Raw genomic sequence first — 25,092 nt, 5'->3', positions numbered from 1 at the left:
GGCAGGAATCAGGATTTTCCAGAGAAAATCTCTCCCTTCTTTTTTGAATAGGTAATGTATTTTCCGTCGCCTGTGAGTGCGGTGCTGTATGGAGGGCAGGAGGCAGGGTGCTGCCCTCCTTCTTTCACGGGGAAAGAATAACAAACTGAACAGCATAAAGGGACAGAATGGAACCCGGGGGGACCATACCGGAATCTGAACGGAACCAAACCAATAGCAAAAGGACGGTGAATAAAACGGCAACCATACTCGTGGATGAAGACCTCTGCACCCGGTGCGGAATATGCTCGTTCGTCTGCCCGATGTCAATCATTGACCCTGCGGCAGATGAGAATACCCTTCCCATTGTCCGGGAAGTGAATGCCGACATGTGCATTGCCTGCGGCCACTGCGAAGTCACCTGCCCGACGCATGCACTCCTGCTGAATGTCCGGCCGGACGAGAAGGAGGAAATTCCGGGGGGTGCCGGGGCCGTCTCTGCTGTGGATATGGAATATTACCTGAAGAAACGCCGGTCTGTGCGGTGTTTCACTGCGGAACCGGTAGCAAAAGAGGAAATCCTTGCGGTGCTCGACATCGCCCGCTATGCCCCGTCAGGCAGTAACGGGCAGCCCGTGCAGTGGACGGTAATCCACAACCCAAAAGATGTCCGAAGAGTTGCAGAGCTGACGGTTGAATGGCTCAAGACCCTTATTGATATTGCCCATCCCCTGAACGTGTATGCTCCGGTTCTCATTCAGGCGTGGGAGAGCGGTGATGATGTCATCTGCCGTGATGCCCCTCACCTGCTGGTGGCCCATGTACCGGAGAACACGCCGATTGCCTCCGTTGACGGCATCATCGCCCTCACCCATTTCGAGATCGCCGCACAGGCGTTTGGTATCGGCACCTGCTGGGCGGGATTTGTATCCATGGCTGCCCTGACCTATCAGCCGCTCCGGGAGGAACTCGGAATTCCCGTGGGACGGACGTGTGCCTTTGCGATGATGTTCGGCCACCCGAAATACAAAACCTATGGTCTCCCCCGGAGAGACCCGGTGGAGGTGACGTGGCGGTAGGGCCGAAAACGAATATCTCACTTCTCTTTTTTGAAAGCGAGCTCCTGCACAATCTCTTCATGGGTGCGGGAGATTCCCCTGCGCAGTTCCGCGAGCGACTGCTCAATCTCCTGTAAGGTTTCACCCCTTAGTGAGGTATCGTTCGCTGCCCGGTCACACAGGCGGGAGATGACCGCATCATAGGACTCGTCCGGGCTCTCTTTCAGGGCATCGAGCCGTTCACGGGTGTGGGGGGTGATGTCGATGGTGACGGATGCGGGTTCGGCACCGGGACGGGCGTTTGGTTCGCTCCTTGGATCGGGTGAGCGGTGCATGGATGACATTGGATGTGGCTCATCAAAAACGTGCAGGGTTGGAAAGCGGTAACGATCCGGTTGCTATCCCGCGGATTTTATGTGGGAATTTGTCAGGTGCGAAGGGAAAAGAGTATGAATTGCAGGAAGTGAAGTAATGATAGCGTACATGTGTGGGAGTATCATGGAACAATCAGAAATAACCAGTGCAGATGACTTTATTGCCGAAGGAAATGCGCGTAAAGAACAGGGACACTATGAGGAAGCAGTTGCGGCATACGATCAGGCGATAGAATGCGACCCGGAGAATGCTGCCGCGTGGTACCAGAAAGGCTGTACCCACAATGAACGTGGTGAATATCCTGAGGCAGCTCAGGCATTCAGCCGCTCACTCGAATGTGATCCGGATGACATCTCCGCATGGCATTCTCTTGGTATTGCCCTCCTAAGTCTGGAACAGTATGAGGAAGCAGTTGCAGCCCTTGATCTGACACTTGCTCTTGATGAGACGCTTGCTCCCGTCTGGTATCACCGGGGATGTGCCCTTGACGGAATGGGAGAGTTCGAAGAGGCGGTCCTGTCATACACCCGCTCACTCGAATGTGACCCGGATGTAATCTCGTCGTGGGTCAATCTGGGAATTGCCCTCAACTGTCTGGAACGCTTCGAGGAGGCATTGAATGCCTGTGACCTTGCCCTTGCCCTCGACCCCGATGATGCCGATGCATGGAATACCAAAGGGAATATCCTGATGGGGATGGAGCAGTACAAAGAGGCACTTCAGGCATACAACCGGGCGCTTGCAATCGACCCCGAACACGCCCATGCATGGTATAGCAAAGGGGTTGCACTGAGCAGGATGCGCCCGTGCGATACCTGTTGAAGGAAATGTATGTCCGTGCAGTATTCTGCACATACTACAGACAGGCCAATTGACAGCGGTCACCTGCCGTTTTTTGGGCGGAATGATCAATCATATATTTTTTCTTTTGACGTGCATGGGTGCACAACGCCATCCGAAAACCGTAACGGTGTGATGGACAGACATACATGAAATACCGGTGTTTTTTGGGGTGTATCCGTTTCTTAATTATTACTGAATTGCTGCTAACATTACAATATGTATGCTATTTTTTGCGAATTCATGATTTTTCTAACATATCGGTTCTGCAGCGTTGTCACCTGCATTAAATATTTATGACATGATAGGGAACTATCACAGAAAGATAGATGATCCGGTCTTTTTTTGAGAAAACAGAGTGTTGAGGTAGAAAACGGGATCGAAAATGTGAGTGTTCGACATGTACAGATTCAGGACCGATCAAAAGACGTTTGAAATTGCCGGCGTCAAAGTAGGTGGCCAGCCAGGGGAAGTTCCGACCGTCCTTGTCGGGAGTATGTTCTATTCGCGGCACAGGATCGTAACCGATGAAAAGAAAGGGATATTTGACACAGATGCCGCCGAGACGCTGATACACAGGCAGGCAGAACTCGGAGAAATAACAGGAAATCCGGCGTTAATCGATATCATCTCTTCATCGCCTGAGGCGGTCATCCGGTATGTCGATTTTGTAGCGGGCATAACCGACCGGCCGTTTCTCATCGATTCCGCAAGTCCTGCCGTAAAAATTGCCGCCATCGACTATGCCAAAGAGACGGGGCTGGAAGAAAGGGTCATCTACAACTCGGTTTCAGTGGAGACCAAAGAGGACGAATTTGCCGCCCTGAAGAGAAACGGCATCGAAGCGGGCATTCTTCTCACCTATACAAAAGACATCATGAGAAGCAGCGCACGCGATGAACTGGTTGAAATTCTTGCACCCCAAATGGAGGACGCGGGTGTCACAAAGATTCTGGTGGACACCTTTGTAATGGACGTCCCGTGCCTCACTCCCTCAAATAAAGCGACTCTTGAAATAAAGAGCCGCACCGGCCTTCCGTGTGGAACGGCGGCGCACAATGCGATATCTACGTGGAGAGGGCTGAAGACCATGCTCGGAAAAGAGGCGGTAAAAGCAGCGGACCTGACAGCAAGCCTCATGCCGGTCTTTGCGGGAGCGGATTTTGTCCTGTACGGGCCGGTTGAAGGATGCGAATCGGTCTTCCCTGCGGTATTCACCGTCAATACATCGTACCGGTACGCGGCAAGGATGAAAGAAACGATAGAAGTCTGATATGGAAGACCATGTTTCCGTAACCTTCGAACCGGAGGGAAAGACCGTTGCAGACTCTTCCCACACACTCCTCGAACTTGCGCAGAGTGCAAATATCAGTCTTCGCGGAGAGTGCGGCGGAGCGGGAGTCTGCGGGAAGTGTAAGGTACAGATAATAAAAATCGTCGGGTCCCTCAGTGAGCCGACCGAAAAAGAGCGGGAACATCTGAAAGAGGACGAAATTGCCGAGGGCTACCGGCTCGGGTGCCAGACAAAAGTCCTCTCCGGCAGGTGCACGGTCTACATCCCACCGGGGAGCAGGACAGGGAAGCGGGTCATATCAGGAATCGGGCTGGACGAAGAGGTCCCCCTCGAACCGGTGGTGACGAAGGTTCACCTCTCTCTCACGAGGCCCACCTTTGCGGATACGAGACCGGACCGGGAACGTCTGGAGGACGCACTGGGAGAAGACGCGGGGATGTCCCTCGGGATTCTTGCTGACCTTCCCGCGACCCTTCGGAACGCAGACTGGGAGGTAACGGTTGTTCGATGGAAAAACCAGATAATTGCAGTCGAACCCGGAGACACAACCAAAGACACATTCGGCATAGCAGTTGACATCGGGTCGTCCAAGGTCATCTGCCATCTCGTGAGTCTGGTCACCGGGGAGACCCTTGCCCGCACACATACGGAAAATCCGCAGATCATGTATGGCGAAGATGTTGTGTCACGGATAACGTATGCATCAAAATCTCCGGAAAATCTTTTGAAACTGCAGGAATTGGTAATCAACACGATAAATTCCCTTATTGAGATGGCCTGCAACGAGAGCGGTATTTCACCGGATACTATCTATGAGATGACCTTTGTCGGTAATTCTGTGATGCACCACCTGTTTTTGGGCGTCTCTCCCAAATACATCGGTGTGGCTCCGTTCGTTCCGGTAGTCGGGGCAATGGTGAGTTTCCCGGCAAAAGACCTCGGAATCTTGATGAATTGCGAAGGGATGGTAACGGCGATCCCTCTTATCGAAGGCTATATCGGGTCTGATGCGGTTGCAAACCTGATTATTACAAAGATCGGGCAGAAGAACGGTGTCAGCCTGACAATCGATATCGGGACAAATTCTGAGATCCTCCTTGGAAACAGAGATAAGATTCTGGCATGCTCTGCCCCTTCAGGCCCCTCCTTTGAAGGAGCACACATCACCTCCGGGATGAAAGCAGTTCCCGGTGCAATCGAGAGTGTGGATATTGAGGGAGAGATCCTCAGGTATACCGTCATAGGGGATGCGTTGCCGAAAGGGATCTGTGGAAGTGGTGTCATCGATCTTGTCGCAGAACTCTTTTTAGCAGGTGTTATCACAAAGACCGGGAAGTTCAGGGACCTCAACCACCCGAGAATCATTGTCGATGGTGTCCCGAAGTTTGTTATCGCATGGAAAGACGAGAGCGCTACGCGCAGTGATATTACCATAACAGAGAAGGATATCAATGAGTTTCTCCTTGCAAAGGGGTCACTGAAAACGGGATGGACGATTCTGTCGGAAACGTATGGCATCGACCCGTCGCAGATCGACACCATATATCTGGCAGGGTCATTTGGCACTCACGTCGATATCGAGAATGCGATAACGCTCTCAATTATCCCCGACATCGACCGGAAGAACATTCTGTTTGCTGGAGAAACAGCCGTCGGTGGGGCGAAAATGGCCCTGAAATCCATATCCGAGAGGGAAAAACTCCGGCAGCTCCTGGCAAAGATCGAGTATATCGAACTCTCTGTTGAACCGTCCTTTAACAGGGAGTATCTGGCATCCATCCCGATATCCCGTACGTGAAATCCGGTGCGGGATACGCACATTTTTTACCGTTTTCATGAGGGACACTCCTCTCAAAGTCTCCGGTATGCTGTTAAATGCTGTAATAATTCCTATATGTGTCTCTGATTATTTTTTTGCATGAATTATGCTTTGTGACGGGGTAAAGCTATATCTGTAACCTTGATCAGATACCCCACTGTCTCACTCAAGAGTGAGAAGGAGGAAGAGTATGACAGATGAGAGAGACAATTTCATCAACGCGCTCGTCGACCTCGACGAGACAACGTGCATCGAACTCCTGAAACAGCGGGTTGCCGCAAACGAGGACCCGGCCATTGTTTTGGAAGACGTGAGGAAGGCGACTGACATCGTGGGTGAGAGATTTGAGGAAGGGCGGTTCTTTGTCTCTGACCTGATGATGGTCGGTGAAATCCTCAATCAGATCATGGAGGTCTTACGGCCCCTTTTCGGGACGGGTGCCATGGAGGACAAGGGAACGATTGTCATCGGGACGGTTGGCGGGGATGTGCATGATATCGGCAAAAATATTGAAACAGCCCTTCTTGAGGCAGATGGCTTCACTGTCATCGACCTGGGAATAGACGTCCCGCCCGAAGAGTTTGTCGCAGCAATCAAAGAGCACAAACCTCTCGTCGTCGGCCTGAGCGGACTCCTTACCGAAGCCATAGAATCGATGAAGGATACCATCGACGCAATCACGGCGGCGGGCCTGCGTGACCAGGTGAAAGTAATCGTCGGCGGCGGACGGACAGACGAAGAGACGATGAAGTACACCGGTGCGGACGCATGGTCCGATAATGCAACAGCGGGTGTCACGACGATCAGAGCACTTGCGGGAGTGGAGTGACATGGATGCTGCTGCACTCTATCGCGAGAAACTGGACCGTCTTGAGGCGGTGATTCAGGGAAAGGAACCGGACCGTGTCCCTGTTACGGCGATGATGAGCCTGTTTCACACCCATTATTCAGGATATACCGCGACCGAGGCGATCTTTGACCCTGCAAAGAATAAAGAAGCGGCGCTGAAAGTAGTCCGGGACTTTGATTTTGATTCGCTTCTGGTTCTGACCGGTCTTGAAGCGACCTTTATGAGTCTCTCCCTCCTGCATTCCGCACCTGAGCTTGTCCCGGGCGCACGATTCCTGGAGGGGCCGTATCACGATATTCTCAAAGATGTCTATACCAAATGGCCGGGACGGGAGCTCGCAGACGACTCCCACCCGCAGTTCATCGGTAAGGAGATCATGAAGGTTGAGGAGTATGGAGAGTTTTCCGAAGATCCATCAGAATTTCTGAACCGTGTTGCCCTGCCGCGGATCTGCGGGGCGCTCAGTGAGCCGGGGTCGCCTGAGGCAATAGCTGCCCTCGCACGCTACGGGTCAGCGCTCGCGACCTCGGGCGCCGCGATGGGAGAACTCGTGTCAGAGTTCGCCGCATGCGGTATCCCGACGTTTCCGATGGCATTTGCGTATTCCCCGCTCGACGTCATCGGTGATTTCCTGCGGAACATAAACAATGTCGTCCTTGACTGTTACCGTCATCCCGATGAGGTGAAACAGGCCGCAGAAGCCCTTGTGCCGCTTCTGATAGAATCGGCGAAGCTTACCGGCACCATCCCGCCGGAGGTGCAGCAGGCACTCGGGACGAATGTGGTGGAGTGTTTCTTCCCGCTGCATCTCAACGAATATCTGAACCCGAAACTCTACGACGAGTTCTACTGGCCGTATCTCAGACAGGTATTCGAAGCGGTTATTGAGATGGGACAGACGCCGTATGTCTTCTTCGAAGGCAGGCATGACGCCCACCTCAAGACCCTGCTGGACCTTCCGAAAGGAAAGCTCGTCGGGGTATTTGACAAGACTGACCCGCGGAAGGTGCGGGATGTGCTGGGTGACCATGTGATCCTTTCGAGCGGCCCGCCCAATTCACTCCTCATCGGTGGGACACCGCAGAAGGTGGATGATTTCATGAAGAATCTGCTTGATGACTGCAAGGAAGGCGGACTCATGATCTACCCCGGTGTGGACGGCGGCATATCCGGGGATGCAAAACCGGAGAATGTGCGTGCGGTTCTTGACGCGGTAAAAAAATACGGGACATATTGAGGTTCATCTCAATCGTTCCCTATTCCAATACTCTCTTTTTTGAGTGATTCAGTTCTTAAAACTGTGAATCGGCGCAGGAATCCTGCCGCCGCGGTTGACGAATGCCTCGCAGCTGAAGGTGTTCACCGGCTGAATCGGTGCATACCCGAGAAGCCCGCCGAACTCCACCGTGTCGCCGACGTCTTTCCCTATGACGGGGATAAGCCGGACAGCGGTCGTCTTCTGGTTGATCATGCCAATAGCTGCTTCATCCGCGATGATGCCCGCGATGGTCGCAGCGGGTGTCGTGCCGGGGATTGCGATCATGTCGAGGCCGACCGAGCAGACGCAGGTCATCGCCTCGAGTTTCTCGATGGTGAGCGCCCCACGGTTCACCGCATCGATCATCCCCTGGTCCTCGCTGACCGGTAGGAATGCGCCGGAGAGTCCGCCGACAAAGGAACTCGCCATCACACCGCCTTTTTTCACCTGATCGTTTAAGAGGGCGAGTGCCGCTGTTGTTCCCGGTGCACCCACGGATTCCAGACCCATCTCCTCCAGGATCTCTGCCACACTGTCACCCACGGAAGGCGTCGGCGCAAGCGAGAGGTCGAGAATGCCAAATGGCACTCCCAGCCGTTCTGATGCCTCCTGTGCGACCAGTTGGCCGACACGGGTCACCTTGAATGCGGTCTTCTTGACCGTCTCGCAGAGCACCTCGAAGTTCTCGCCCCGGACACTCTCAAGGGCGTGCTTTACGACACCCGGCCCGCTGACGCCCACGTTGATGACCGCATCCGCTTCGGTGACGCCATGAAAGGCTCCGGCCATGAACGGGTTGTCATCCGGGGCGTTGCAGAAGACCACCAGTTTGGCACAACCAAGCGAGCTGTCCTCTCTGGTCGCTTCCGCCGTCTCCTTCACGATCTCGCCCATCAGTTTCACCGCGTCCATGTTGATGCCGGTCCTGGTGGAGCCGATATTGACCGAACTGCATACCCGTTCGGTGGAAGAGAGGGCCATGGGAATGGAACGGATGAGGTTTTCATCCGCTGGTGTCATGCCCTTGGAGACGAGTGCCGAGTAGCCTCCGAGGAAGTTCACCCCGGTCGCTTTGGCCGCTTTGTCAAGGGTTTTGGCGACTGCGACATAGTCCTCCGGGCAGGTGCATGCCTGTGCCCCGACAAGGGACACGGGGGTGACAGAGATGCGTTTGTTGACAATCGGGATGCCGTATTCGCGTTCGATGTCCCCGCCGACGGAGACGAGGTCCTGTGCGAGACGGGTGATTTTATGGTATATATTTTGGTTGAGGGTATCAAGATCTGCATCGCAGCAGTCTAAGAGGCTGATGCCCATCGTTATTGTTCGGACATCAAGCTTCTCCTGCTCGATCATCTTGTTTGTCTCATAGACCTCAAAGATATTGATCATCGAAAATTCCTCTTAGATCCGGTGCATTCTGGTGAAAATATCTTCATGCTGGCATCGTATTTTCAGACCTATCTCTTCGCCGATTGCTTCTAAGTCACGGGCCATCTCACCGAATGGAATGGACGATCTGCTGGTATCAACGATCATCATCATGTTAAAATAGCCCTGTATGATGGTCTGGGAAATATCCTCCACGTTGATCTGGTTGTCCGCGAGATATGTACTGACCTTTGCGATTATGCCGATGGTATCTTTTCCTACGACAGTAATGATGGTTTTTTTCATGGGCTCGTTCATCTGTAGAGAAGTATTGGCATTTTTGGGATTAATACCGTTGCAAAGGGCATCCGGAACCGTCTCTTTATCTCATCTTCTCGATCTCTTCGCCCGTAAACGGCCCCCCGTGACCGGTATAGACCTTTTGCAGCCGCCGTGCCCGGATGGTCCCGATGCTTTTCTTCACCTCATGCGGAGTGTCCGCCCAGAAGGGCATGCAGGGTTTTTCGGAGGGGACGGACGGGAAAATAAGGTCTCCCACAATCGCCTCGCCGTTATCGAGGATCACCGAGACGGAACCGGGGGTGTGTCCCGGTGTGGGGATCACCGTGCCGTCAATCCCATAGTCACGAAGGTCAAGGGTATCGGTGATGAGAATGTCCGGCTCCAGCGGCGGGTAACGTGCCTTCTTCTCCGTATTGAATAATAGTCCGAGGACTCTGCCGGTGATGCATGTCGCCCGCAGCGGTCCCTGGTGGCCGTTCCTGAGTTTCCCGGCGTCATCACGGTGGATGGCCACCTTCGCTCCGGTCATTTTCCGGAGGGCACAGGCTGAACCGGCATGGTCCCCGTGTCCGTGGGTAAGAAGGATCAGCCGGATATCACCCGGTGCAATCCCCAGGCTCTCCGCCGCGTCGAGGATGGCCTCCTCGCTTCCCGGTTCTCCCGTATCAACGAGGATGGTCCCATCCTGCCTGACGAGGTAGGCATTTGCGATGCCGAGCCTGACCGGGTGGATTTCGATTGGTGCCATTGGTTGTCTCCTGTGGTGAAAACAGTCTGCATCTATGATATACATACTGGTTGCACGGGGCCCGGATGATACAATGAATTAATACGGGAGGTTCCCCCTTACAGAAGATCTGACGGGCGATGCAGCTCCCCTGCATCCCCCGAAATGACAGAAGAGGCGGAAACGGATATGGAAGAAAAGCACATGAAAAAGGCGACATTTGCAGGCGGCTGTTTCTGGTGTATGCAGCTGCCGTTGGGGGAGGTTGAGGGTGTACGTTCGGCCGTGGCCGGGTATGCCGGCGGAACCACAAAAAACCCGACGTATGAGCAGGTTTCGTCCGGAAGAACGGGGCATCTCGAAGCAGTGCAGGTCACCTACGACCCTGAAACGGTCTCCTATGAAACACTTCTGGATGTGTTCTGGAGGCAGATTGATCCGACCGATGATGCGGGGCAGTTCGCAGACATTGGTTCCCAGTACCGGACTGCCGTTTTCTTTCACGATGACGAACAGGAGAGAATGGCAGAGGCGTCAAAGAAGGCTCTGGACGACTCCGGGAAATTTGCGAAACCCGTTGCAACGCTGATCCTGCCGTACACAACATTTTACCCGGCCGAAGAATACCACCAGAACTATGCAACGAAAAAACCACGGGAATATGGGAGATATAAGAAATATTCCGGACGTGAGGCGTTTATCCGGAAAACGTGGCAGGCAAAGGAGACCGTCATTCTGTACTCGACACCGCGGTGCCATACCTGCCGGGAGATCAAAGAATACCTTCGGGAAAAGAATATTGCATTCGAAGAGATCGATATCAGTGCCGATGAGGGGGCGAGGGATCTGTTAGTCGAGAAGACCGGCTATATTGGATCTCCTGTCATCCGGATCGGGGATGAATTCGTCTTCGGGTTTGACCGGGAGAAGATGGAATGGCTGCTACAAAAAGGGCGTCAGCAGGACCACGGGATTTTTTTGACGAAACATCCCTGAGATGAGGAGATAATTCCCCAATATAGGAGATAAAAGACCATGACTGATACGATTCACTATGAGATCACAGGTGAGGCAGGTGAGATTGAGTTTCGAAAGTATCCAGCTCTGGTGCTTGCGACGGTTGAGAGTTCGGGAGATAACGCCGGTTTCAGCCTGCTCTTTGCCTATATTACGGGAAAAAATTCTACACAAAACAGCATATCTATGACCTCCCCTGTGATCACATCCCAACAGATTGCGATGACGGCACCGGTTGTTTCCGGTGCGACGTTGATGTCATTTGTGATGCCGCAGGGGTTGACCAGAGACGAGATCCCGGAGCCGCTGGACAGCCGGGTACGGATATCAACACTGCCCGGTCGTGAGGTTGCTGTTATCCGCTTCCGGGGATATGCCAGGCACAACGAGGTGGCGGCAGCAGAGGGGCGGTTGCGGGAAGGACTCCGGAATGTCGGGATTGAAACGGTGGGTGAACCGTTTCTGATGCGGTACAACCCCCCATGGACGCCCGGTTTCATGCGACGAAACGAGGTGGTGATGGAGATCAGACGGTGAGACACAGGCGGCCCGACATGGAAAACCATCGTTTCAATCTTTCATCGTGACGCTCCCTAAAACACCTAAACCCTGATGGTGAGTTTCCTGAAACGTTCGGGAATAAAGACGATTACTAATACGAAATGAGGGATTTAGCCGTTTTTCAGGGCTACAATATCCTTCACACTAACCAGTTTCCAGACGGCAGAGCGCTCCCCGGTGATGATAATTTCCGGGGGGTCGTCGGGGCTGTATCCCAGTGCGGAGAGTACTCGTGGGGAGAGCCGCTGCCGTTCCATCATGGCCACGAACTGTTCCCGCACGTCCTTTTTTACGGCCGGATCCTCGACCTCTTCGATCTTCCCCTGCATACTTACAAAGGTAAAGGATGAGAGGTCAGGCTGGTACTCTTCAATTTCAACTGATACCTGCGGGTTTGCGGCAAAATATTCCATCTTCCTGCCGTATTTCGTGGAAAGGAAGTACAGGTATTTTTTGTCAAAGACGTACATGAACGGTGCAATATAGGGGTGTTCGTTCCCGGTAAACGCAATACGGGAGATGTACTGTCGCTCAATCAGGGCATCATATTCTGTTTTGGTCATACGGGGTATTTTCAGCAGGTCCATATCCATAGCCTCAGGAACCTGCTATTGGTTGTAATGGTGATAAGGATAACGGCGGATACAAAAAAGAGGTACGTCTTTCTGCTCTGTGAATTTTCATCCACATTCCCGTGTCAGGATTCTCAACCTGGTGGGACGTATGGAAATATTGGGCCATTTTATCATCCAATTCCTGGCCGGTGTCTGCGGTCGCCACACAGTCCGAGTTGATCCTGATCTCTCTAAACTTAAACGAGACCATGGTATTTCACCGGGCTCCTTGTTATTTACCATTATTGCAGATATGTTGGCAATGACAGCTGGATATCTTCATTTTTACCCGATTATTATACCTGGATTTATGTATCAACTGTTTGGATAGTCCAGAACCAGGCAAGGGGTATGTTGTCTGAGATAAAAGATACTTTAACCGTTACAGGAGTCAGATTATTTTGATGCGAAGAGAGGGTAGGGATGGACTCATTCGGGAATAAATCAGCCGATGAATGGGTTAATGAAGGTGATGCACTGAGTAAAGAGCACCTCCATGAAGAGGCCCTCACGGCATTCACCTGTGCACTGGAGCTTGATTCGGAGAACGCCTCTGCCTGGTACCAGAAAGGGTGCGTTCTCGATGCCCTGCACCGGTATGAAGAATCTGTGGATGCATATTGCCGGGCCCTCGAATATGATCCGGATGACATCCCCTGCCGGTTTAACCTGGGATTTGCCCTCTTTAATCTGGAACACTATGAAGAAGCGGTTGCGGCCTATGATATGGTGATCGCCTCTGATCCGGACTATCCCAGAGTGTGGTTCAAAAAGGGGAATGCCCTGTATAAATTGGAATGCTGTGATGAGGCGTTAGCGTGTTATGATTGGGCCCTTGAACGGGATCCCGACGACAGCGATGCCTGGCACAATAAGGCAGTTATTCTGGATAAAATGCACCGGTATGAGGAAGCCGTTTTAGCGTATGAGAGGTTCCTCGAACACAACCCCTCGTGGGCAGGAGTATGGAGTAAAATGGGTACTTCCCTCCTCAGACTTGGCCGCTACGAAGAGGCTCTTGCAGCCTGTGAACGGGCAATTGCCCTTGACTCGGGTATGGCAGATGTATGGTATATCAAAGGGATTGTACTCTCCGGACTGCACCGGGAAGAGGAGGCGCTTGCATGTTATGACCGGGCCATTGAAATTGACCCTGAATTCGCCTCTGCGTGGTATTACAAAGCACATTTGCTGAACAAACTGCACCGGTATGATGAGGGGCTTATGTGTTTTGACCGGTCCGCAGCATGTGCCCGTGATCCCGTGTCTGTCTTCTGCTCGAAAGCGGTTGCGTTGGGGCACCTGCAGTTGTATGAGGAGGAGATTGAGGTGCTCGAAGAGGCGATTGCGATAAACTCCCGTGATCCGGCGTGCTGGTATAATATGGGTATTGCTCTGTCAGGTCTTCACCGGTATGAGGAAGCGGCCGAAGCCTATGACCGTGCGGTTGAAATAGACCCGGAGGATGCCTCTGCGTGGTATAATAAAGGAAACACCATGATGCGGCTGAAACGCTATGAGGATGCACTTGCGGACTATAACCGGGCGATTGCGATTAACCCGGAGTATGCTTCTGCGTGGTACAACAAGGGGATAGCACTTTCGGGGCTTAACCGGATGGATGAGGCGATACAGGCGCATCAGGTCTGGAAAGATCTCTAGGTCACGGGAGGGTTTTTCATCGGGATTGGGGGTATGCGTTTCATCTGCCGCCTCTCCCCTTTCCTGATGTCTTTTTTGTCTGACCTGCGGCACAACGGCCATAGAAAATTGCCGCCATCATGATTCCCGGAATGGCGAAGAGGGCCGGAGCCGGGGACGATGTGGAAGGAGGAACGGTATCGGACTGCGTGACGGTACCGGAAGACGCCGGGAGTACATCTGACCTTTTGAATGCCTGGATGCGGTTATTATTGGTGTCGGCAACGTAGATGGTGCCGGAACGGTCAACGGCAATTCCCAGTGGCGTGGTAAATTCCCCGATGCCTGAACCACCCGATCCCCACTGTGCGAGAAAGGTGCCATCGGAGGTGAACACCAGGACGCGGCCGCCGTTATAGATGTCTGTCACGTAGACATGACCGGAATCGTCAACCGCAACGCCATGGGTACACGAATATAATTCCCCGATGCCTGAACCAATTGCCTCCCACTTTGTGACAAACGTGCCGTCGGATGCGAACGTTTTGATCTGGCCATTGCCGGTGTCAGCAACGTAGACATTGCCGGAACCATCGACGGCAACACCGGATGGGGAATCAAGTTTTCCGTCGCCGAACCACTCTGACCCCCACTCTGTGATATACGTGCCGTTGGATGTGAACGTCTGAATGCGGTGATTGCCGGTGTCAGCAACATAGACGGTGCCGGAATTATCTACGGCAACAGCGGATGGCGCATCAAACTGCCCGTTGCCCGAACCCTTCGATCCCCACTGTCCAAGAAACATGCCGTCAGACGTGAACGTCGTGATGCGGTGAAAATTTGAGTCGACAACATAGACGGTGCCGGAACGGCCAACGGCAACGTCATATGGTAACGACTGGAATTCCCCGATGCCTGAACCAATTGCCTGCCACTTCGTAACAAACGTGCCGTTGGATGTGAACTTCTGTATCTGGTGATTGTTGGTGTCGGCAACGTAGACATTGCCGGAAGTATCAACGGCAACCCCGAATGGCGTGTCAAACCCGCTGGTGCTTGACCACCCTGATTCCTCTGTTCCCCCGGCGGCCTGTGCTGTTGCCACCCCGCTGAAAGCCAGCAATACGATGATCGCGAGTGCCGTCAAAAACGTTCGTTTCGCAGATGTCAAATTTGTCCCCCCCGATTAGCAAATCCCTGCACCCGATGCAGGCCAGCCGGTTTGATCCTGACCATTCCTGCCGGATTCATCCGGATTTGTGATATGAATCAATTTTGTGGGGTGAGGAAATATAATTTATCTCTGGATAATATGCGGGCGTTGGATGACCCGGTTGAAAAAGCGTCTGCACCCGGAACGTGTCCGTAAGAGATAGTAAGCAGCAGTATCCGAGCTGTTGAGATGCCGGAGGGCGGCCGGAAAACCTGTGAACGGGCCAACGAAATGAAACCATCCGATATAACACCGAACGGGGGTGTATCAGATATCGAGAACACCCACCCCGCCGTCAGCATCCAGATCCTACTATCTCAGATGAATGCTATACTATGAGGTACTTATGACAACCGATACAACCATCACCACAGTCCACGCCCGCGAGATCCTTGACTCACGCGGCAACCCGACCGTAGAAGCAGAAGTCACCCTCGCCTGCGGCATAATCGCACGGGCCGCTTCGCCATCCGGTGCATCCACCGGAGTCCATGAGGCCGTCGAACTCCGGGACGGAGATGCCGGCAGATACGGCGGGAAGGGGGTGCAAAAACCCGTCAATCTGATTAACACCAGCATCGCAGACCGCCTGCAGGGATTCGACGCCCGAGACCAGCAGGGAGTGGACGATGCCCTCTGCCAGCTTGACGGGACTCCAAACAAGCAGAACCTCGGCGCCAACGCAACCCTCGCCGTCTCGATGGCCGTCGCCCGGGCCGCTGCCGCAGCTGAAGGGCTTCCCCTCTGGGAATACCTTGGAGACGCAAACGAGGCAGTCCTCCCGGTGCCCGCCATGAACATCCTCAACGGCGGTGTCCATGCCAACTGGCAGGGCCCGGACTTCCAGGAATACATGATTGCGCCGTACGGCGCACCCACCTTCGCAGAAGCGGTCCGCTGGGGAGCTGAGATCTATCAGGCCCTCAAGGCTCTTTTGAAAGAGAAGGGATTCTCCACCGCTGTCGGTGACGAGGGCGGATTCGCACCGGTTGTCTCCTCGAACACCGAACCACTTGACCTCATCGTGGAGGCAATTGAGCGGGCCGGATATGTCCCCGGAGAACAGGTCGGCATCTGCCTTGACCCGGCATCCAGCGCCTTCTACAAGGATGGCATGTACGAACTCAAGACCGAGAACATCACACTGGATTCCGCAGGCATGGTGAAGCGCTACGAGGAGCTTGTCTCGGCATACCCCATTGTATCCATCGAGGACGGCCTTGAGGAAGACGACTGGGAAGGCTGGTCTCTCCTGAGACAGGCCATCGGCGACCGCGTGGAGCTTATCGGTGACGACCTCTTTGTCACCACCGTTGCCCGTATCGAGCGGGGAATTAAAGAGAACGTCGCAAACGCGGTCCTCATAAAACCAAACCAGATCGGCACGGTGACGGAGACCATCGCGGCCGTCCGGCTGGCACAGGCAAACGGCTGGGGAGCAATGGTCTCCCACCGCAGTGGCGAGACGGTCGATTCATTCATTGCAGACTTCACCGTTGCACTAAAGACCGGCCATCTCAAGACTGGCGCACCGGCACGTGGCGAGCGGGTGGAGAAGTACAACCAGCTCATTCGGATTGAGGAATCGGCAGGCGAGCGTGCACGGTATGCCGGCCGGGCCGGATTTGTGCGATAGGGTTCCGGCTTTGAGTCGATGAGCGGGCAATCGAAAAAATACTGTCCGTAACCGGATAGTTTGAATCACCCGTATGCAGGAGGCATTGACAGAGGTAATGCTTCTCCCGGTGCCTGCTGCTATTTCGGTTCGCAGGTGAGCTGGAGATTGTGGTCCCTGCATTATTGGTGACCGGAATCTCTGCTTTTATATGAAGAGATGGTTTTCTGCCTGTACAGCTGGTCCATCCCCCGGCCCGGAGGAAGTGGAGGTGCTAATAACAGAGGGTCGGCAGTTCACCCATCCCATCGCAATCCTCGTTCAGTCATCCGGCAGAACCCGTTATTCAAGTCTCTTTTCTCCCAAAACAATCGCACCTACACCCGCTGCAAATGCACAGGCGGGCCCGGCAAGCAGGCCCGCCCACAGGAACAGCCCCACAATGCCGACCGCAATCATCAGGATCCCACCTGTTTTTGTCCCCCACCCGGTGCTCTGCAGGCCGCTATGCAGGGCAAACCATCCCGGCAGAATGGCGACGGTGATGTAGACCGCCGGGAGAATAACTGTCGCGGCCGGGCCGGTCTTTGCCAGTGCCAGCAGTGTCTGGACGAGAAGCATCATCGCTGTTCCCAGATAGAGGAGCCCTGCGGTGACGGCCAGCCACCCATAGGGGCCGTTGATGACCGGGCCTGCCTTCCCCCCGCGCCGTCTCCACCAGTAAATCAGCCCGAATCCTGCAATCACGGTCACCACCAGCGGGCCGAGAATGAGTGCCCATGACTGCCCCTCCCAGCGGTGGATACCGGCAACCGAGAAGGGTACCAGCAGCCACTCCCAGAGGGTGAACTCCTCCCGGTAGCCGATGGCAAGACCGAAGTTCCCGCCCGCAGCGGACGTCTCCGGTGCATACACCGCCACATACCAGGTGCCGGGTTCTGTCACCCGGTGTGAATATGCGGCCGTGGAATAGAGGGCGGACGGGGTGAATGGCTCAAACATCGCACCGGCGGGAACCGTCCCTTTGATAACAACCGCCCCGTATTCCTTCGGTTCACCGCCGGAGCCGGACCCTGTCTCATCAGCAGTGTGGTGTATCTCATCCATATGGTGGATTTCTTCCTCATCACGGTGTTCATCGTCATGATGGTGCATCTCCACAAAGAGGGGAGCTGTCCCTGCGGAAGAAAGCCCCGGCCCCATTACCACAAGGCCCGGTACAAACGCCGCCCCTCCGTCCGGGGTAAAGAGGCTCAGGCGCAGTTCATCCCCTGCTGCCATCTCCATCCGGTAATACCGGACATCTCCTGCGCCCGCAAGGTCGCCATAGACCACCCATGACTTTGTCGGGTCGGTGACAGGGAAGGCGCCTTCGATGTGATCATTCCCGGCAGAGGTAAGCGGGACATGGGCAGCGGCGGATGGAAATAGAGAGCCGATAATGAGGATTATGCCAAAAATGAAGGCTACACGGGCAAACGGGAACCGCTCTGAATCATCACCCCAACCCACTGATGACCGTTCAGGTTTCAATATCTTCCGCACTCTCATGATGCCCCCCATATCCGCCACTCTCCCGATCCCAAGACGATCCCGGATGCCTGCAATGCGGCCCCTTCAGAGGACAGGCATGGGGGGCTCCCTCTTTATTCTCTCCTGCGCCAGCCGCACACCCATCTGAAACGCCGCCTCACAATCCTGCGGGAAGACCTCATCATACCGCTGTTTCTTCGCTGCAGCATCAAAGATGTCGCTCTCGTACAGGGAGTAGTCACTGAACTGGTAGGTGTCACAGGAAAGAAGCGACTCTGCGTGGCCAAATACCGCCCGCATATAGCATTCGTTCAGCTCGACTCTGCTCTGCATGCCGGTGTCCGCGAGCTGCTCCTCCTTCATGTTCATCGTATAAACAAACCCGGATTTGATATCCTTTGGGAAGAGGTTCGCCCCCCTGCTGTAGGTGAGATAGGGGAAGATCAGACGTTCCATGAAGTTCCGCATCAGGCCGGTTTCCGTCCCTAAATAGATCGGAGAACCAAGAATGACGGCATCCGCCTCCTCCACCTCCGCAAGAAGCGGTGTCAGGTCGTCATCGATGCTGCACCGCCCATAACTGTTTCCTCCCAGCCGTTTACAGGCAAAACAGCTTGTACATCCGGAGTAGTTGAGATCGGCAAGATGGATAAGCCGGGCGTCCGCCCCGACAGACTCTGCCCCCTCACAGGCATGTTCTAAGAGCGTTGCCGTATTCCACCCTTTCCGTGGGCTCCCGTTGAATGCCAGCAGTTTCATTGTCTTCACCACTATGCCAGCAGATGGCGCTGCACGGCAATGACTGTTTCCCCCGTTTCCGGAACGGTCCTGTTTCTCTTAAAAAATGGTATTTTAGGCTATATTATTGGGAATAACGTATTTCGGCCTTGGATATAAGTATGGGGTGATTAAGGTGAATTTCCCCATGCCGGGCATGGAAGTCATGGGGATGATAAAAGGTTCAGAGGGTTGCCTGAAAGAATGTCACCATCTTCTGCCAGGCATCTTCCAGTGCACGGGAGGAGTTCTGTGATGACCCCCCGAAGATTAGTGTGTCCATAACCTCAGGTGCCGGGAGTCCGGGGAGGGTGGTGAGGTGCCCTGCCCCGGGATACTTCAGGTGGGTCACGTCTTTCCCCGCATCCTTCAGGGTGGTTTCGATGGTGTCTGCCATTTCCGATGACGGCCAGACGCCGTCTTCGGTCCCGGAGACGAGGAAGACCGGTCCTGCTATATTTTCAACCGGAATGCGTGCTTTTTCTGTCTGTTCGGGGTGTCTTTCCATCCCCTGTGCATAGCACTCCCGGAATGCCACCGGCCGGCCGGTCATGATCTTCAGGATCTTCATCCCCGAGACGTACATTGGCAGGAAGGGGAGTGGGATTCCACCCTCGCTCCAGGAGCTCTTCGGCGCCCCTCCGTTCGGGTCCTGCCAGACGACCGATGACGGGGAATATGCGGCCACCGCCCGTATCCGCGGGTCCCGTGAGGCAAGGAGGAGGGCCAGTTCCCCTCCTTTCGAGTAGCCGTAGATGCCCAGCCGGCTGGTGTCCACTGCAGGGTAGGCGTTGAGCCAGTCGACCGCCCGGTCAAAGAATTCGAGCGGCACTTCAGAGAGCGTTTCGGGGAGGGGGTCGCCCCCGAAGTAGGCGACCGAGAAGGCGGCGATGCCGTGAGAGGCGAGGAGTGCCGGGCGGGCTTCGGTGAACCAGCCGTCTGAGCCCCCGAGGCAGATCACAACCGGGTGGGGCCCGTCTCCTTTCGGGCAGAAGAGGGTGCCCTGCAGTGGGCCTTCACGGACGTCTTCGCGTATCGTCGTCGCTTCATCAAAGAGACAGAGGTGCAGGCTGCTTTGGGCAGAATCACCGTTCTGGGCATTGACGTGGATCTCAATGTGAATCGGTTCTGCTGTTCGCCAGGCGAAGAGAGGCACCGGTCCATCCGGGGTGTCTGCCGGACGCATTGCATCAAAGATCTCCCAGGGGTCCGTCTCCTCAACCTCCTCTCCCTCAGATTCTGCAGCAGCGATCTCCAGGCATCCCTGCGTGTTCATGACATACGGTGTTTTCCCCCGCCAATGGACACCTGTTTCATCAATGGTCTCTGTGGTAATGACCACGTGGTTGTGCGGAACAAACCCCCGCACCCAGATCTCCGGTTTTTGGTCAATCATCATGTTCCGGGACGCAATCTCAATGCGTGGGCCTGGTTTTTTTGGTATCTTCCGTTTCATGGATGGTCTGTCCTCTGTGATATGATTCCCTGTTCTCTCCTAGGGGGAATAGGTGATAAAAGGATGGGGTGCAAAAAGGTAAGATGAATCCCGATGCCGGAATTCAGGAAACCGGATACGGTATCCCGGTGAGGAGGTAATCTTCGGGGGTGTCTGCATCACGGTACAGATTCTGCTGATGGGTTCGGTGAGCAGTGCTTCATACACCTCTTCTCCCCGGAGAATCCGGTGAAAGAATGAACACCCGTACGACCTGTTTGGAATTGGCAATTCGCTTCAGCTAGTACCGGCAAAAAAAGAGGAGTTTATGCTCTGCGTGAGAGCAGAAATGCGCCGAGTGCCGCCAGCCCAAAGACTCCTGCAACAGGGAAGGGGCTCTGTGTTGGTGCGGTGGTAGGAGCAGTCACCGGAACCATATCCAGTGTTGCATCGAGCTCGACGATCTGGCCTTCTGCCGGATACTCGGTGATCTTGCCGTCGTAGGTAGTGTATCCGGCCTTCTCCACCTTGTAGGTGGTGTACGGGGTGCCGGTCGTATAGACTTCGACCGTCAGCGTGCCGTCATCTTCGGTGAGACCTTTATAGTCGCTGCCCAGGTAGACGGATGCGCCGGCGACATTATTGGTGACGACCTTGTAGTACCCCTTGTCACCGCCGATCATCTGTGGCTCGAGGGTTGCGGAGAGCTGGATGATCTCGCCTGCCGAGGGGTACTGGGTTATCTTACCGGAGTAGGTATCATATCCCTGTTTCTCTACCTTATAGGTGGAGTAGGGAGTGCCGGTCACATACACATCGACAAGGAGTGAGCCGTCCGTGCCTCCAGTCTCGCCCTTGTAGTCATTATCGAAGTAAACGGATGCTCCGCTTATGCCCGCATTCACATTGTAATATCCAATGTCTCCTCCAACAGTGCTTTCTCCTGCAACAGTAGCCACCATTGAAACAAGGAGCGCAGCTGAAAGAAGGATTACAGATGCTTTTCGAATCATAACGAAGGGTATGATTGCATGGGTACTTATTATTGACGGTACGCATCACCCCTTCTGCCGATCCTTTTATCCGGTGGCTGGCGGAGCCGGACTATTTTCCTCTTCATCCGGTACACCGGCTACTGCAGCATCAGAAGGTATGGGACTATCATACTCGTTCCAAAAAGGATGAAGAGATAATTTATCCTCACCGTATTTGTTTTAATTCTGAGATCTACCAGTGATACCGTGATTATTCCGGCAAAGAACCCTATGACATGGGCCGGGCCGTTCACAAAATTCCCATTGGCGGTGATGATTTCTCCGGCTGACAATCCATGGGCCAGTACGAGGATGACGGTGGCCATGATCAAAAATAATGCCGCAATATGCCTCTTTGGATACGGATGCATCGATTCACGCTCAAAGGGCAATGGTGGCATGGCAGGCATGATGATGGAGAAGAATGTGTACAGGCCGATGGCGGTATAGGCATAGGCGACCGCAGAGAATCCCTGGGAATATAACCCCTGACTGAGGGTTGCAGAGAGGTGCATCGTTACCGCCGACGTGAAGAGCGGAACGACAATGAGCACGATGAGAGAGGAATAGTGCAGCAGTTTCGGGTTTGCACAGCAGGTGAAGATCAGTGTCAGGGCAAGAAGATATAATCCGATATTGTTGCAGAGATGGCTCCAGTCTGAGTGCGTATATGAACTCAGGAAAATATTCGTCCAGCGGGGTGCGGTGGTGTCCAGAATGAAGTATCCGTATTTGATCTCCGCAGCGAGCGACCAGATCATGAACAGTATCAGCGGAACAATCCCCCAATACAAAAGCCAGGCTAGGGATGTCCACGATCTCAGATTGGTCTGAATCGTTTTGATCCTTTTTTGTAGGAGGGGAATGACTGCCTGTCTTAATGATTGCTCCATCAGCCCGGCCCTGCAGCACCTGTCTGCATGGAATATTCTGCATGTCCGGATGGCTGTAAATGCATTTTACCGTTTTGATGGTGAATTGAATATTTTGGCCAAATTTTCTGCCAATTGCAAAACAAATGGGTTATTGTGCTTTGTTTTCAATGTGGTTTCTCTTTTCGTTTGGTGCCGCAGGAGTGCCTGCGATACCATGTGCATTTCGGGTTGTACACAAAGGGACTGACGGGTTTCGGGCCGTATTTGTCAGAAAGGTGCATTAAATATGTTTAAATTGTGATCCGAGGCCATTCCGACCAAACGAGTTGTACTCCCGTATTTTCACTCCGTCGGTGTCTCTTCACGTATCTCCTGCCGCCTCCGCTGCACCGCAACGGCGATCATAAAGAATTCCGCACTGAGAACTACCTGGATGCCGGCCATGATGGTAAAGGAGATGAGGTACAGCATGCCCGGAGCGAGGACCGATGCACCGGCGGCGATGAATGCATTGATATTGAGTATCTGGATGAGGCCGGTGGTGGCGGCTGCACAGAAGAGGGCGGCCATGATCGCCGGATATCCTGCATAGGGAGCAAAATCGTTTCGTTCGGCAAGGATGAAAAGGGGCGAGAGACAGATCAGCGGGCCTGAGAAGATGAAAAACAGTACGGCAAACAGATACAGGGGCCCTGTCCCGGAGACGTTCCCCATCGCAGCAAAGAGAACTGCTCCTGCAAAGGCGCATGCCAGACAGATGCCGGTCTTCACCCATCCTGCTGTGGGGATGCGGGAGAGAGCGGCATAGCAGATGGCACCAATAATTGCGGTCGTCACACCCGGCTGGAAGACCAGAAAGATGAGGATGAACGCAGGGGATGCAGAATTGATCATACAACAGTTCTTCTGAAGGGAATCCCTTCAGTCTTTCGAACCGGATGTGTCCTGAAATGTATGACGGACAGATGAATATGGGATGTGTCCCTCTTCATCTCTCTGCCGCTTGCCGTCCGCTTCTTTTCTGCAGGAGGAGATACCCTTCACATGCACCGATAAAGAGAACGGCAGCGAGGCAGGTATCGAAAAGCCCGGCCAAAAGTTCCGGTATGATGGCGAAATCCGGGGCTCCGGTGCCGACCGTTCCCGGGTAGAGGGCTGTATAGAATCCTGCTCCACCCAGCACAGCGGCGATGCCTGCGGTGAAGAACAGAGCGGAAAATACGGTCTCCTTTCTCAGGCAGGGAAGATATCTGCTCAGGCCTGAGATTATGAGGATGCCTGCCGCAAAAAAGAGCGGATGGATAAGAAATCCGGTTACTGTGGTGAAAAGCGGTACCGGAACACCCGGTGTGGGAGGCATCTGGAATTGGTAATAGAATTTCGCCGCACACCCGAGAGAGAATACTCCCAGCCCCGCCATCCACCGGTCAACGGGAAGAAACCGTGCGGCATATACGATGACGGTCCCCGTGATGCCGAAGATGAGACCGAAGCCGAAAAAGAGGATCAGATAGTACGGGTCCATGTGAAAGGTATCACCTTTCCGGTGCATAGTCCTTTTGGGGGAGGGGTGTGCCCCTCTTTTTGGGCGGAATCCTGCTGGTTTCCGGGATTATTTACGTATATCCCGCGAGACGGGATCCGTGAAGGCAAGGGCCCCTTCAACCGGGCAGACATCAATGCAGCGTCCGCAGAGATAACACTCCGGCTTTCTCTCATGTGGACCCGCTTCCCCGGTGGGACAGACCTTTTCGCATTTTCTGCACCCGATGCAGGCGTCGGTGCGGGCGATGCAGGTCTTTCCCACCGCTGTACCTGCCGCAAAAACCGCACCGAAGGGACAGAGGAACCGGCAGAAGGGGCGGTAGACAAACACTGACGCGATGAGTATCGCTGCAAAGACGAGGAACCCGGTGGTGAGGGCGAAGGAGAAGAACGCCTCGACTCCCGTGTATGCCGGCAGGTTCACGGAATAGAAGATGCCTGTGATGACGCCTGCAAGCACCACCAGCCGGATGGCCTGTGGGGCGGTCCGGTTCTGTATCAGGTATTTCTTCCCCGGAAGGCGTGACGCAAGTTCCTGTATCGTCCCCACCGGGCAGATGTGGCCACAGAACGTTCTGCCGGTGACAAATGTCAGCAGGATGAGGATCACGATGGCTGCCATCCCCGGTGCGATCGTCCGGATGTCTGTGAGAGCCGCCGCAAGGCCGTAGAAGTATACCGGCATGATGGGTGCGGCAAAGACAAATCCAAATGCCGTTGTCAAACCAAGGAGGGCGAGGGCCGTTTTTTTGGTCATGAGACCACGAGACCAGACAACGGTGGCAAGGACCGTTCCGGCGAGCATATACACAACCGCTCCTGTTGAACCGAGTGAGAGATCGCATGTCATGAGAAAGACGGCGATACCGGATATCGCGAGGGAAAACAGGGATGAAAGGGCGATGGTCCCAATATTCAGCTCCCTCGGGAGGCCTGTTCTTCCGGAGTGTATGAACCAGAGAAGGCCTGTGTTGATGACAAGAAAGAGCACTGCCCAGAGAAGGAGGGGGCTCATAAACAGGAAGTCTGTACTCCCTGCAAGGCCGGGATCGGCCGGGACCGATGACGCGGCGTCCGGGATCGTCCCGGCAACGGACGACCCACCGTCGCCTGCGGATACGGTGACGTCCGGTGCTGTTGTGCCTGAATCCGTCAGGTTGAAGTCACAGAGCCTGTCGCCGTCTGCATCAGAAAACAGCATGCACCTGCCGGGATACGGACAGTTACCAATGCCCTTCGGACAGACGGCCGCACAGGCGGGTGTGGCTATCACTGCGGAGCCTGCAATCCCTGCCGGGAGGATTCTTCTGAGAGGTGATAGATTCATGGGACGTTCCGGGGGAATTCTATTATCC

24 protein-coding genes are annotated in these 25,092 nt (G+C 54.3%); 10 read left to right on the top strand and 14 right to left on the bottom strand.

Annotated features, from left to right (window positions below; genetic code table 11):
• Nucleotides 1-227 precede the first annotated feature (227 nt).
• Nucleotides 228-1,058: a nitroreductase family protein gene (locus OU421_RS04730; RefSeq protein ID WP_268187459.1), complete on the top strand. Its 831-nt coding sequence runs from the start codon at nucleotides 228-230 to the stop codon at nucleotides 1,056-1,058.
• A gap of 17 nt (nucleotides 1,059-1,075) precedes the next feature.
• Here the strand turns inward: OU421_RS04730 and OU421_RS04725 are convergent, their stop codons facing one another.
• On the bottom strand, nucleotides 1,076-1,372 hold the full coding sequence (locus tag OU421_RS04725) for a DUF7557 family protein (RefSeq protein ID WP_268187458.1): 297 nt from the start codon (nucleotides 1,370-1,372) through the stop codon (nucleotides 1,076-1,078).
• 136 nt (nucleotides 1,373-1,508) lie between these two features.
• On the opposite strand from OU421_RS04725, the gene OU421_RS04720 reads away from it, so the two are divergent.
• The 5 genes from OU421_RS04720 (at nucleotide 1,509) to OU421_RS04700 (ending at nucleotide 7,452) form a co-directional block, all read left to right on the top strand.
• Nucleotides 1,509-2,234, top strand: a complete 726-nt coding sequence (locus OU421_RS04720; RefSeq protein WP_268187457.1) for a tetratricopeptide repeat protein — start codon at nucleotides 1,509-1,511, stop codon at nucleotides 2,232-2,234.
• A 418-nt stretch (nucleotides 2,235-2,652) separates the two neighbouring features.
• Nucleotides 2,653-3,525, top strand: coding sequence for a tetrahydromethanopterin S-methyltransferase subunit H family protein (locus OU421_RS04715; RefSeq protein ID WP_268187456.1), 873 nt, complete (start codon nucleotides 2,653-2,655; stop codon nucleotides 3,523-3,525).
• 1 nt (nucleotide 3,526) lies between these two features.
• Nucleotides 3,527-5,344 carry an ASKHA domain-containing protein gene (locus OU421_RS04710; protein WP_268187455.1) on the top strand — a complete coding sequence of 606 codons (1,818 nt, stop codon included), beginning with the start codon at nucleotides 3,527-3,529 and terminating at the stop codon, nucleotides 5,342-5,344.
• 211 nt (nucleotides 5,345-5,555) lie between these two features.
• Nucleotides 5,556-6,194, top strand: a complete 639-nt coding sequence (locus OU421_RS04705; protein ID WP_268187454.1) for a cobalamin B12-binding domain-containing protein — start codon at nucleotides 5,556-5,558, stop codon at nucleotides 6,192-6,194.
• A 1-nt stretch (nucleotide 6,195) separates the two neighbouring features.
• Nucleotides 6,196-7,452, top strand: a complete 1,257-nt coding sequence (locus OU421_RS04700; RefSeq protein WP_268187453.1) for a uroporphyrinogen decarboxylase family protein — start codon at nucleotides 6,196-6,198, stop codon at nucleotides 7,450-7,452.
• 48 nt (nucleotides 7,453-7,500) lie between these two features.
• Here OU421_RS04700 and OU421_RS04695 read toward each other — a convergent pair whose 3' ends face one another.
• From OU421_RS04695 to OU421_RS04685, 3 genes are all read right to left on the bottom strand, one after another.
• The gene (locus OU421_RS04695; RefSeq protein WP_268187452.1) at nucleotides 7,501-8,865 is read right to left on the bottom strand and encodes a PFL family protein; all 1,365 of its coding nucleotides are present in this window, start codon (nucleotides 8,863-8,865) and stop codon (nucleotides 7,501-7,503) included.
• 12 nt (nucleotides 8,866-8,877) lie between these two features.
• Complete coding sequence (locus OU421_RS04690; protein WP_268187451.1) at nucleotides 8,878-9,150, bottom strand: ACT domain-containing protein; 273 nt, start codon at nucleotides 9,148-9,150, stop codon at nucleotides 8,878-8,880.
• Nucleotides 9,151-9,226: 76 nt separating this feature from the next.
• On the bottom strand, nucleotides 9,227-9,895 hold the full coding sequence (locus OU421_RS04685; protein WP_268187450.1) for an MBL fold metallo-hydrolase: 669 nt from the start codon (nucleotides 9,893-9,895) through the stop codon (nucleotides 9,227-9,229).
• A gap of 144 nt (nucleotides 9,896-10,039) precedes the next feature.
• Between OU421_RS04685 and msrA the strand changes: the two genes are divergently transcribed.
• A complete protein-coding gene (gene msrA, locus OU421_RS04680) occupies nucleotides 10,040-10,870 on the top strand; it encodes a peptide-methionine (S)-S-oxide reductase MsrA (RefSeq protein ID WP_268187449.1) in 831 nt (276 codons plus the stop codon).
• 39 nt (nucleotides 10,871-10,909) lie between these two features.
• Complete coding sequence (locus tag OU421_RS04675) at nucleotides 10,910-11,428, top strand: SOUL family heme-binding protein (RefSeq protein WP_268187448.1); 519 nt, start codon at nucleotides 10,910-10,912, stop codon at nucleotides 11,426-11,428.
• 134 nt (nucleotides 11,429-11,562) lie between these two features.
• Here the strand turns inward: OU421_RS04675 and OU421_RS04670 are convergent, their stop codons facing one another.
• A complete protein-coding gene (locus OU421_RS04670) occupies nucleotides 11,563-12,039 on the bottom strand; it encodes a pyridoxamine 5'-phosphate oxidase family protein (RefSeq protein WP_268187447.1) in 477 nt (158 codons plus the stop codon).
• 450 nt (nucleotides 12,040-12,489) lie between these two features.
• Here OU421_RS04670 and OU421_RS04665 point away from each other — a divergent pair, with 450 nt between their 5' ends.
• Nucleotides 12,490-13,728, top strand: coding sequence for a tetratricopeptide repeat protein (locus OU421_RS04665; RefSeq protein ID WP_268187446.1), 1,239 nt, complete (start codon nucleotides 12,490-12,492; stop codon nucleotides 13,726-13,728).
• A gap of 40 nt (nucleotides 13,729-13,768) precedes the next feature.
• Here OU421_RS04665 and OU421_RS04660 read toward each other — a convergent pair whose 3' ends face one another.
• Complete coding sequence (locus OU421_RS04660; protein WP_268187445.1) at nucleotides 13,769-14,881, bottom strand: 6-bladed beta-propeller; 1,113 nt, start codon at nucleotides 14,879-14,881, stop codon at nucleotides 13,769-13,771.
• A 388-nt stretch (nucleotides 14,882-15,269) separates the two neighbouring features.
• On the opposite strand from OU421_RS04660, the gene eno reads away from it, so the two are divergent.
• Entirely contained in the window at nucleotides 15,270-16,559 is a 1,290-nt protein-coding gene (gene eno / locus OU421_RS04655) for a phosphopyruvate hydratase (RefSeq protein WP_268187444.1), read from the top strand.
• Nucleotides 16,560-16,880: 321 nt separating this feature from the next.
• On the opposite strand, the gene OU421_RS04650 is transcribed toward eno, so the two are convergent.
• The 8 genes from OU421_RS04650 to OU421_RS04615 all read right to left on the bottom strand — a co-directional run bounded on the left by OU421_RS04650 (nucleotide 16,881) and on the right by OU421_RS04615 (nucleotide 25,064).
• On the bottom strand, nucleotides 16,881-18,101 hold the full coding sequence (locus OU421_RS04650; protein ID WP_268187443.1) for a hypothetical protein: 1,221 nt from the start codon (nucleotides 18,099-18,101) through the stop codon (nucleotides 16,881-16,883).
• Between the two features lie 54 nt (nucleotides 18,102-18,155).
• A complete protein-coding gene (locus tag OU421_RS04645; protein WP_268187442.1) occupies nucleotides 18,156-18,830 on the bottom strand; it encodes a flavodoxin family protein in 675 nt (224 codons plus the stop codon).
• Nucleotides 18,831-19,032: 202 nt separating this feature from the next.
• The gene (locus OU421_RS04640; protein ID WP_268187441.1) at nucleotides 19,033-20,304 is read right to left on the bottom strand and encodes an acyl-CoA thioester hydrolase/BAAT C-terminal domain-containing protein; all 1,272 of its coding nucleotides are present in this window, start codon (nucleotides 20,302-20,304) and stop codon (nucleotides 19,033-19,035) included.
• Between the two features lie 305 nt (nucleotides 20,305-20,609).
• On the bottom strand, nucleotides 20,610-21,296 hold the full coding sequence (locus OU421_RS04635; protein ID WP_268187440.1) for a hypothetical protein: 687 nt from the start codon (nucleotides 21,294-21,296) through the stop codon (nucleotides 20,610-20,612).
• 119 nt (nucleotides 21,297-21,415) lie between these two features.
• On the bottom strand, nucleotides 21,416-22,078 hold the full coding sequence (locus OU421_RS04630) for a hypothetical protein (protein ID WP_268187439.1): 663 nt from the start codon (nucleotides 22,076-22,078) through the stop codon (nucleotides 21,416-21,418).
• A gap of 456 nt (nucleotides 22,079-22,534) precedes the next feature.
• A complete protein-coding gene (locus OU421_RS04625; protein WP_268187438.1) occupies nucleotides 22,535-23,086 on the bottom strand; it encodes a hypothetical protein in 552 nt (183 codons plus the stop codon).
• A gap of 94 nt (nucleotides 23,087-23,180) precedes the next feature.
• Nucleotides 23,181-23,717 carry a hypothetical protein gene (locus tag OU421_RS04620; protein WP_268187437.1) on the bottom strand — a complete coding sequence of 179 codons (537 nt, stop codon included), beginning with the start codon at nucleotides 23,715-23,717 and terminating at the stop codon, nucleotides 23,181-23,183.
• 87 nt (nucleotides 23,718-23,804) lie between these two features.
• Nucleotides 23,805-25,064, bottom strand: coding sequence for a 4Fe-4S binding protein (locus OU421_RS04615; RefSeq protein ID WP_268187436.1), 1,260 nt, complete (start codon nucleotides 25,062-25,064; stop codon nucleotides 23,805-23,807).
• Nucleotides 25,065-25,092 lie beyond the last annotated feature (28 nt).

The organism is Methanogenium organophilum, assembly GCF_026684035.1.
GTDB classification, from domain to species: Archaea; Halobacteriota; Methanomicrobia; order Methanomicrobiales; family Methanomicrobiaceae; genus Methanogenium; species Methanogenium organophilum.
Note: the sequence above shows the minus strand (reverse complement) of the source record. Positions and strands in the feature narration are given on the sequence as shown.

Excerpts from the sequence above, each read along its gene's own strand:
- OU421_RS04675 (WP_268187448.1), top strand. The coding sequence starts at position 10,910 with ATGACTGATACGATTCACTATGAGATCACAGGTGAGGCAGGTGAGATT.
- OU421_RS04710 (WP_268187455.1), top strand. The coding sequence starts at position 3,527 with ATGGAAGACCATGTTTCCGTAACCTTCGAACCGGAGGGAAAGACCGTT.
- OU421_RS04715 (WP_268187456.1), top strand. The coding sequence starts at position 2,653 with ATGTACAGATTCAGGACCGATCAAAAGACGTTTGAAATTGCCGGCGTC.
- OU421_RS04615 (WP_268187436.1), bottom strand. The coding sequence starts at position 25,064 with ATGAATCTATCACCTCTCAGAAGAATCCTCCCGGCAGGGATTGCAGGC.
- OU421_RS04640 (WP_268187441.1), bottom strand. The coding sequence starts at position 20,304 with ATGAAACGGAAGATACCAAAAAAACCAGGCCCACGCATTGAGATTGCG.
- eno (WP_268187444.1), top strand. The coding sequence starts at position 15,270 with ATGACAACCGATACAACCATCACCACAGTCCACGCCCGCGAGATCCTT.
- OU421_RS04645 (WP_268187442.1), bottom strand. The coding sequence starts at position 18,830 with ATGAAACTGCTGGCATTCAACGGGAGCCCACGGAAAGGGTGGAATACG.
- OU421_RS04705 (WP_268187454.1), top strand. The coding sequence starts at position 5,556 with ATGACAGATGAGAGAGACAATTTCATCAACGCGCTCGTCGACCTCGAC.
- OU421_RS04665 (WP_268187446.1), top strand. The coding sequence starts at position 12,490 with ATGGACTCATTCGGGAATAAATCAGCCGATGAATGGGTTAATGAAGGT.
- OU421_RS04620 (WP_268187437.1), bottom strand. The coding sequence starts at position 23,717 with ATGGACCCGTACTATCTGATCCTCTTTTTCGGCTTCGGTCTCATCTTC.
- OU421_RS04625 (WP_268187438.1), bottom strand. The coding sequence starts at position 23,086 with ATGATCAATTCTGCATCCCCTGCGTTCATCCTCATCTTTCTGGTCTTC.
- OU421_RS04720 (WP_268187457.1), top strand. The coding sequence starts at position 1,509 with ATGATAGCGTACATGTGTGGGAGTATCATGGAACAATCAGAAATAACC.
- OU421_RS04700 (WP_268187453.1), top strand. The coding sequence starts at position 6,196 with ATGGATGCTGCTGCACTCTATCGCGAGAAACTGGACCGTCTTGAGGCG.
- OU421_RS04630 (WP_268187439.1), bottom strand. The coding sequence starts at position 22,078 with ATGATCTGGTCGCTCGCTGCGGAGATCAAATACGGATACTTCATTCTG.
- OU421_RS04670 (WP_268187447.1), bottom strand. The coding sequence starts at position 12,039 with ATGGACCTGCTGAAAATACCCCGTATGACCAAAACAGAATATGATGCC.
- OU421_RS04695 (WP_268187452.1), bottom strand. The coding sequence starts at position 8,865 with ATGATCAATATCTTTGAGGTCTATGAGACAAACAAGATGATCGAGCAG.
- OU421_RS04650 (WP_268187443.1), bottom strand. The coding sequence starts at position 18,101 with ATGGGGGGCATCATGAGAGTGCGGAAGATATTGAAACCTGAACGGTCA.
- OU421_RS04725 (WP_268187458.1), bottom strand. The coding sequence starts at position 1,372 with ATGCACCGCTCACCCGATCCAAGGAGCGAACCAAACGCCCGTCCCGGT.
- OU421_RS04690 (WP_268187451.1), bottom strand. The coding sequence starts at position 9,150 with ATGAAAAAAACCATCATTACTGTCGTAGGAAAAGATACCATCGGCATA.
- OU421_RS04685 (WP_268187450.1), bottom strand. The coding sequence starts at position 9,895 with ATGGCACCAATCGAAATCCACCCGGTCAGGCTCGGCATCGCAAATGCC.
- msrA (WP_268187449.1), top strand. The coding sequence starts at position 10,040 with ATGACAGAAGAGGCGGAAACGGATATGGAAGAAAAGCACATGAAAAAG.
- OU421_RS04635 (WP_268187440.1), bottom strand. The coding sequence starts at position 21,296 with ATGATTCGAAAAGCATCTGTAATCCTTCTTTCAGCTGCGCTCCTTGTT.